This is a genomic window from Rhizobacter sp. P3_B12 (genome assembly GCF_056402895.1).
Window position 1 is genome coordinate 1 of sequence record NZ_JBFUGN010001511.1, and the last position, 961, is coordinate 961.

General features: G+C 64.3%; 1 protein-coding gene. It reads left to right on the forward strand.

Annotated elements, in window-relative coordinates; translation table 11 throughout:
* Positions 1-174 precede the first annotated feature (174 nt).
* Complete coding sequence (locus tag AC1D01_RS36515; RefSeq protein WP_477874671.1) at positions 175-552, forward strand: hypothetical protein; 378 nt, start codon at positions 175-177, stop codon at positions 550-552.
* The last annotated feature ends 409 nt before the right edge of the window (positions 553-961 follow it).

Below are 961 nucleotides of genomic sequence, written 5' to 3' on the forward strand. Positions count from 1 at the left end.
GCATGAGCGCGAGCCACGCGCACTTCCCCCTCGAAGCATGGGCCGACCGCAATCCGCGCGTCCGCTGGCCCCTCGTGTACCTGCTGCTGCTCCTGCTTTGGGGCTTCGGCGGCTGGATCGCGCCCACCGACTTCTGAGCCCGCTCCTGCGAGAACACCCTTCTACGGAACCATCATGAACACCACCACACAGACGAAATCAGCCGCTGCCGATCCCGCAGCCGTGCGCAGTGAAGAGGCCGCCTCCCCCACCTCCGAAGCGTGGCTGAAGTTCCCCGTCCATCCTTCACGGATCCTCAGTCTGCGAGAGACTTTCGAAGCCGGGGCCGCCCTTCCGGATGAAGAACTCAAGGTGTTTCTGGAAGGGTTCAGGGAGCAACTCCTTCACGAGAATCTTCCTTGGATGAGCGCACTGATGGCCGGCGATATCCGCGATATCGGCCACGAAAAGTATCGGATCGGCTGGCGGCATGGCCTCATCTGGGGCACGTCGATCGGCAGTCTGGCTGCCCTTCTCTCCGTGGCAACGGGCATGTACTGGGCAGGAGCATGACCAGTACTGCAACCTGCATTCAGGTGGCACCGGAGCGCGGTTGCGTGCTGTGCCGCTACGGCGCGTACGACGCGAACGGTGAGCGCATTTGCACATGCCCCGACGCCGGCCTGCCGACGCCAATGCCCGTCGCGCTTGTGCGCGACGCCCTCGGCGCCTGCGGCCCAGAGGCTCGCTTCCTCGACTTCGCTGGCATGCGCGCCTGACGCCCTGCACAGCCCTTCCACATTCCAACGCCACCAACTTCATGATCATCATCACGACCGCAACCGGCGCCGAGGTGTCGCTCAAGCATCCACTGCCCGGCACCATCGACCTGCGGACGATCGGGCATCACCTCAGCCTCCTCAATCGCTTCACTGGTGCAACCTGCAGGCCGTACAGCCTGGCCGAGCACTCGCTGCTCATC